The 6,308-nt window shown below is 30.0% G+C and carries 6 protein-coding genes; 1 reads left to right on the top strand and 5 read right to left on the bottom strand.

All coding sequences use genetic code 11. The features are described from left to right. Positions 1-14 precede the first annotated feature (14 nt). Entirely contained in the window at positions 15-140 is a 126-nt protein-coding gene (locus ACIQ0M_RS12290; RefSeq protein WP_396152655.1) for a hypothetical protein, read from the top strand. A 35-nt stretch (positions 141-175) separates the two neighbouring features. On the opposite strand, the gene ACIQ0M_RS12285 is transcribed toward ACIQ0M_RS12290, so the two are convergent. Genes ACIQ0M_RS12285 through ACIQ0M_RS12265 form a run of 5 tightly spaced genes read right to left on the bottom strand, consistent with a single transcriptional unit; the run spans position 176 to position 6,307 of the window. After that, positions 176-886 (bottom strand): LytR/AlgR family response regulator transcription factor, encoded by a 711-nt coding sequence (locus ACIQ0M_RS12285; protein WP_396152653.1) that lies wholly within the window; start codon positions 884-886, stop codon positions 176-178. 15 nt (positions 887-901) lie between these two features. After that, on the bottom strand, positions 902-1,219 hold the full coding sequence (locus ACIQ0M_RS12280) for an Hpt domain-containing protein (RefSeq protein ID WP_396152651.1): 318 nt from the start codon (positions 1,217-1,219) through the stop codon (positions 902-904). Next, a complete protein-coding gene (locus ACIQ0M_RS12275; protein ID WP_396152649.1) occupies positions 1,206-2,912 on the bottom strand; it encodes an ATP-binding protein in 1,707 nt (568 codons plus the stop codon). The genes ACIQ0M_RS12280 and ACIQ0M_RS12275 overlap by 14 nt, the downstream gene beginning before the upstream one ends. After that, a complete protein-coding gene (locus ACIQ0M_RS12270; protein WP_396152647.1) occupies positions 2,906-3,994 on the bottom strand; it encodes an FIST signal transduction protein in 1,089 nt (362 codons plus the stop codon). The genes ACIQ0M_RS12275 and ACIQ0M_RS12270 overlap by 7 nt, the downstream gene beginning before the upstream one ends. 6 nt (positions 3,995-4,000) lie before the next feature. Further along, entirely contained in the window at positions 4,001-6,307 is a 2,307-nt protein-coding gene (locus ACIQ0M_RS12265; protein WP_396152644.1) for a PAS domain S-box protein, read from the bottom strand. Position 6,308 lies beyond the last annotated feature (1 nt).

Here is a 6,308-nt window from a genome sequence, read left to right as displayed (position 1 = left end):
AAAAGTAATTTTAGGTGAAAAATCGGGGTGGTCAATTTGAACCGAAATTGGGTGGTCACTTTCAACCGAAATCAGGTGGTCACTTTAAATCGGAATTGGGTGGTCAATTTGACCGGAATTTGCAAATTGAAAAAGGGTAAACGTTTTATTGAATGAATATAAAATTTAATCCGATTTAAAGTAGATTTAATCTTTTCATCAATTCAGGTCTGTTTGCTCTGCTAACAGGAATAACATCTTTGGCAATTAAAACACTATTGTCTTCAATGTCAATAATTTTTTTGGTGTTGATAATGAAGGAACGGTGTACTTTTAAAAATAAATCTTTGGGTAATTTATCTTCTATTTTTTTTAAAGTGGAATGTACAATATAATTTTTAGTATCGGTTTTTATGTGAATATAATCACCTTTGGCTTCAACCACTGTAACCGAATTGAATTCAATTTTAATTAATCTTCTGTCAATATTTACATAAAATTCGTTGGTATTATCTTCAGTAACTGTTTTGGATTCTTTTGTTGATGAAGATGAAAATTGAGCTGCATTTGCTTTTTGAATGGCTTTTTGAAAACGTTCTTCTGTAATTGGTTTGACCAAATAATCTACAATACATTCATACTCAAAAGCTTCGATGGCAAAGTTTTTATCGGAAGTTACCAATATAACTTTAGGTGGATTTTTTATCGTTTGAATAAAATCAAAACCTGTAAAATCAGGCATATGAATGTCTAAAAATATCAAATCAACTTCATTTTGATTTAAGTATTTTATTGCTTGCATGGCATTGGAAAACTCTTGTGCCAATTTCAATTCGTTGTGATTAGAAATCATTTGAGCAATGATAGCTCTTGCCATTTCTTCATCGTCGATAATGATGCAATTCATAAGTCTTGTACCGTTTTATAAAGAATCTAAAAAATCTTGCATTCGTTTTAAAATAGATTCAAAATCAGATTGCAAATGGGTAGAATTTTCTTTTAGATTTTCTTCAAATTCTTCTGCAATATAATAACTTTTTTCAAGACCGAAAATAGAAATTTTATGTTTGAGCTTGTGGACACTTCCTGCAGCAAGAACATAATTGGTGTTGTTAATGTAATTTTTATATAATTCAATTTCCTCCGGCAACTCTTTTTTTAAAATTGCAATAATTTTGGATTTGAATTCTTGGTTATCGCCGGCTAGCTGATTAATGTATTCTAAATTAGGCTGTTCCATTGTCTTTTATTATAGTAAAATAAAAAGTTGCTCCTTGATTTTCTTCACTTTGTACCCAGATTGTTCCTCCAAGTGATTCTATGATTTTTTTGACGATTGAAAGTCCTAAACCGGATGAATTAAAGTTGTTGTGAAGTTTAATAAAAGAATGGAATATTTTTTCATGATATTCTTCTTTGATACCTTCTCCATTATCTTTTACATAAAACTCAAATTGATTTTCATGTTCAGTAAATCCAAGCTCAATTCTAGGATTTTCATTTTGATTGTACAACACTGCATTTTGAATTAAGTTTTGAAAAATTTGCTTAATTCGATAAGCATTTCCGTAAATAGTTGGGAAGTTTGGAGGAACTATTATTTCAAAATTTGTTGGAATTAAAATGCTTCGTAGGCATTCTGTAACGAGTTCGTTTAAATCAAGTTTAGCATTTATAGATTCAATCTTATCAATGGAAGAATAATCTAAAATACCTTTAATGAGATTGTCCATTTTTTCTACATTAAACAAAACGATATCAAAAGATTCATTTGTAGATTCGTCAAATTTATCTTGATTATCTTCTTTAATCCAATTGATTAAGGCATTGATGTTTCGCAGAGGAGCTTTTAAATCATGAGAAACAGCATGAGCATAATCGTTTAATTCTTTGTTTTGCTTTTCTAGATTGTGCAATAAAATTTCTTTTTTGGCTTCTTGTTCTTTAATTTGTTCTTCATTTTCTTTTCGTTGCATTACGTTAACCAACATGTTAGAAAAAACAAAAAGAATATTTTTTTCGCTATCAGAATAGTTGTGTTTCTTTTTTACAGAATCAAAGCCAACAAAACCTATCAATTCATCCGCTTTTATCATCGGAATGGCAATTAAGCTTTGAATGCCTTGCGGTTCTAAAATTGCCCTCAATCCATATTCGCCATCATCCGGAAGCAGTTTTACGTCTTCAACATAAAAAGCAGCACCTTTTTTATGAAATTCCAACCATTGCGGAATAAATTCAATTGGAGTTTCTTCTAAATTGTGAATCTCTGGCTCAATTCCTTTTGCACACCATTCATGGGTGTTACTAGTGGTGTTTTTCACAAAATCATAATCAAAAATATAACTTCTGTCTGCTTCCACAAATTCCCCCATTTGTTTCAGTGATTGATTAATCATCCCGTTTAAATCGGATAAATCGGCGTTGATGTATTTTGAAGAAATTTCAATCAAGAAATCTTGTAATTGAATTTGTTGTGCAATGATTTTGTCTTTATCAGCTCGTTCTAACTCATATATTGCATTTGTTAGATTTTTACCAAAATATTCTGCCAGATTATACATTTCATGAAACAAACCATCTTCAAAGCGGTTTGAACTTCCAAGAATCAGTAAACCATATTTTGATAATCTAAAGGCGTAATAAAAATTATTTTCATCCCCTTTAATTTCAATTTTATCAAATTGTTCCTGTTGAAACGTACTTAAAATCTGTTGTTTTAAACTGACCCAATTTGGTTTATTGATGTAGTTTTTGGGTATAATAATCTTTTCTTCATTATTCACAAAAGAAACAACAACACCGGCAAAACAATTGAATTTTTTCAAAATATCGGGTGTAGCTTTATTTATTAAATCCTCTTCCGTTTTTAAAGAAGAAATTTTATAAATTAAGCTTAAAAGAATACTATTAATATCAACTGAATTTACCATGTAATGACCACTGTTGTTTTGTTATATATTTCAAGAAAAGTTTGACTGTTATTCGCAATTTCACCAATTGTTAAAACGCCATTGAGCGTTTGATTTCCTTTTATAATATCAATTTCCTTTTGAAAATCATCGTTCATGTAGAGTACTCTTGAAATGCAATCGATGCAAAAAACGTTTTTGTTGTTTTGATATCCGTGAGCCAAAAATTGAGCATTTTTAGCACCAGCGAGTAGCGAATTCATATCTCCATTAAGAATTTGAACAAACTCACCTTCATTCACTCGGTCAACAATAACCAATTCGTTGTCTTTAATCATAATGGGATCCCTAACAATGATGTCACCTCCAACTTTAACCATTCCTAACGGATAGGATTTGGCTAATTCAAAAAAGCCTTTGTTATCAAATTTACTTTTAGCATGTTTTTCAACAATAGAAGTGTACACTTCTACTGCAGGTTTCCAGTCAAACGAAATAATGTTGTTGCCATTGGTTTTTGTGACTTTTAATTTATCTGAAATTGGACTCCAACCATGTGCAACTCCCAACGATAAATGGGTATCTGCAAAAGCTAAAACAGCAGCATTTTTATAAATTCCTGTATTGTTAAAAACCGCAGGAATTTGTTCAAATGAAAGTGAACCCGCTCCACCACCAACGTAAGTAAAGGTATAGCCTAAATTTTGATATAACGATTCAGTCAAAATTGTTTTATTATTACTAAAACAATCCACATAAATCCAAGTTGTATTTGCGTTTTGACCGATATTGTCACAAATGAATTCAACTTGATTTCCTATTTCGGCTTCATCTTCAAGTTTTACAACATAATTATCGACTTTAAAATGGAAAGGAATGATTAAAAACCCTTCTTGTTTTCTTTGATTTTCAACAATAATTTCAGGAAAAATTCCGCCAAAAAAAGGTAAATCAAGTGTGTTAAGTTCATCAATTAAAGTGATAACAGAATCACAACTTTTGTCAGTTACACATACCATTAGCGATTGAATCAATGCGTCATTTTGTATCGATTGAATGGTTTTCTTTAAATCAGACAAAGAATTTAAGTAGTAAGAGCTCATTTTTAATTATGTTTTAATTGGTAGCTTTATAAAAAAAGTTGTGCCAACCGTTAGCTGGCTTTCAATCCAGATTTCACCTTTATAGTTATCTACAATTCTTTTTACTATGGATAATCCAATACCGGTAGATTTTTCATTTTTTGTAAATGATTGAAATACTTTAAATATTTTTTCTTGATTTTCTTTAGCAATTCCGGGGCCATTATCTTTGATAGAAAAAATATAATGTTTTTTTTCAATTGAAAAATCAACTTCAACCAAACCGTTAGGTTTGTCAATGTAGGTAACGGCATTGCCAATTAAATTTTGAAATAATTGTTGAATTCTATATTTATCGGCAACAATTGTTGGAAGCAAATTATTAATTCTAACTTCTATATTTTCTGGAATATGGATAATATTAATAATGTTATTGACCACATCGTTAACATCTAATTGTTCACTTGAAAGGTCTAATGTGTCCATTTTAGAATACGTTAGAATTCCTTGAATCAAGTGATCCATTTTTTCTACTTTATTTTCTATTAATTTTAAATAGTCAATAGTTTGTTCACTAAACTCTTTTAAGTTATCTTCTTTAATCCAACTAATTAAAGAATGAATACTTCGTAGCGGTGATTTTAAATCGTGTGATACAATTTGAGCATATTCATTCAATTGTTCGTTTTGTTTTTCTAATCGCAGTAATAATTGTTCCTTTTGTAGTTCTAATGATTTTTGTTGCGTAATATCAAGGTGAACTCCAATAGATCCAACAACTTCTCCATTTTCATTATAATTTGGAGCACCACTAATCATCCAATATTTTGTTTCACCTGATTTGGTATTAGCCTTGACTTCATAAGAATCAGAAATGCCCGATTTTCGCTTTTCGTTCTTTAAAGCGATTGTTGTTTTATCCTTTTTGTTTGATAATAAATCAGAAGCTTTGTTTCCTATTAACTCGTTAATAGAATAACCACTCATTTCACAAAATGATTGGTTGGCAAGAAGAATATTATCATTATTATCTACTTCCAACAATCCCATATTCATGTTGGCAATGATGTTACTGTACTTTACTTTTTCTGCTTTAATGTTTTCAAAATACTTTTTCTCTAAACTAATATCTTCTTCGATGGCAAAATACTTTAAAACTTCTCCTTTTCTGTCTTTTAAGGCTTGTCCCTGAATACGAATCCAATATTTTTTATTGCTTTTTGAATAATTTAAAATTTCACAGTTAAAGGGTTCTCCGGCCCTAATTTGTTGTTTTAAGTAAGTTATGGTTTCAGGATCAGTTTCATCACCTTGTAAAATGGAGCCGGGACTTTTTCCGATCATTTCTTTTAGGGAATATCCGGTAATTCTCTCAAAACTTGTATTTACCCATTCCACTTTCCCATACTTATCACAAATTACAACCGCATTGATATTGACATCTGCTATTGATGATAAAATTCGCAACCGTTCTTCTTTTAGCTTATTGATTGTAACATCATCAAACATGACAAAATACTGTACAGTTTTTCCGTTTATATCTTTAATAGGTTGCCCTTTTGTTCGTGACCAAAAAGTTTTTCCTGACTTGGTTTTGTGTAAAATTTCTACATCAAATGCTTCTTTATTTTCAAAAGCAATAATCATTTTCCTGATTTCACTTGTGTCAGACTCAGGTAATCGACCAATTTCAATAGGTGTTTTTCCGTATATTTCCTCTTTTGAATAGCCGGTTAGTTTTTCATAGGCTTCATTACACCAATAAATCGTTCTATCAGGTTTTGTAAAAATAATTCCATTATTGTTAGCACTTGCTACAACTGAAAGTTGATGAAGCTCTTGTTTGTCTTTTTTTAGAAGTTTCCGTTGATTGTTTACCGTTTGAAGAAGTTCTTTTAACTCTTCGTTGTGTATTTCTTGGTTTTTTAAAACATGTAATAAGTCTAACAAAGGGTCATGAAAGGCAAAATCATGAAGTGTAAATTTTTTATTGACCACCTCTTGAATCGAATTAAACCATGGTGTTCCAACAAAAAGAAAACTATCATCCAAAATATTGATTTGACCACGAAGTGAAATTGATTGATCAATTTTTGGAGATATAACTACAAGTTGATTAAGCGTTTGATTAAAATTATCAGAATTTAAAAACTCAAAATGCGGCCGTTGAAATTCAAATATATCATCAAAATTATAACCATTAAATTCCTCAGGTAGGAGTTTTGCTAGTGTTTTACCAATACTTTTAATCTTTAATTTTTTATCTATTAAAATGTAAAAAGGAAAAATTTTATTGAATTCTTCTACATTAAAATTGAACTTAAAATTATTCATT

This window comes from Flavobacterium sp. (genome assembly GCF_044339515.1).
GTDB lineage: Bacteria > Bacteroidota > Bacteroidia > Flavobacteriales > Flavobacteriaceae > Flavobacterium.
Note: the sequence above shows the minus strand (reverse complement) of the source record. Positions and strands in the feature narration are given on the sequence as shown.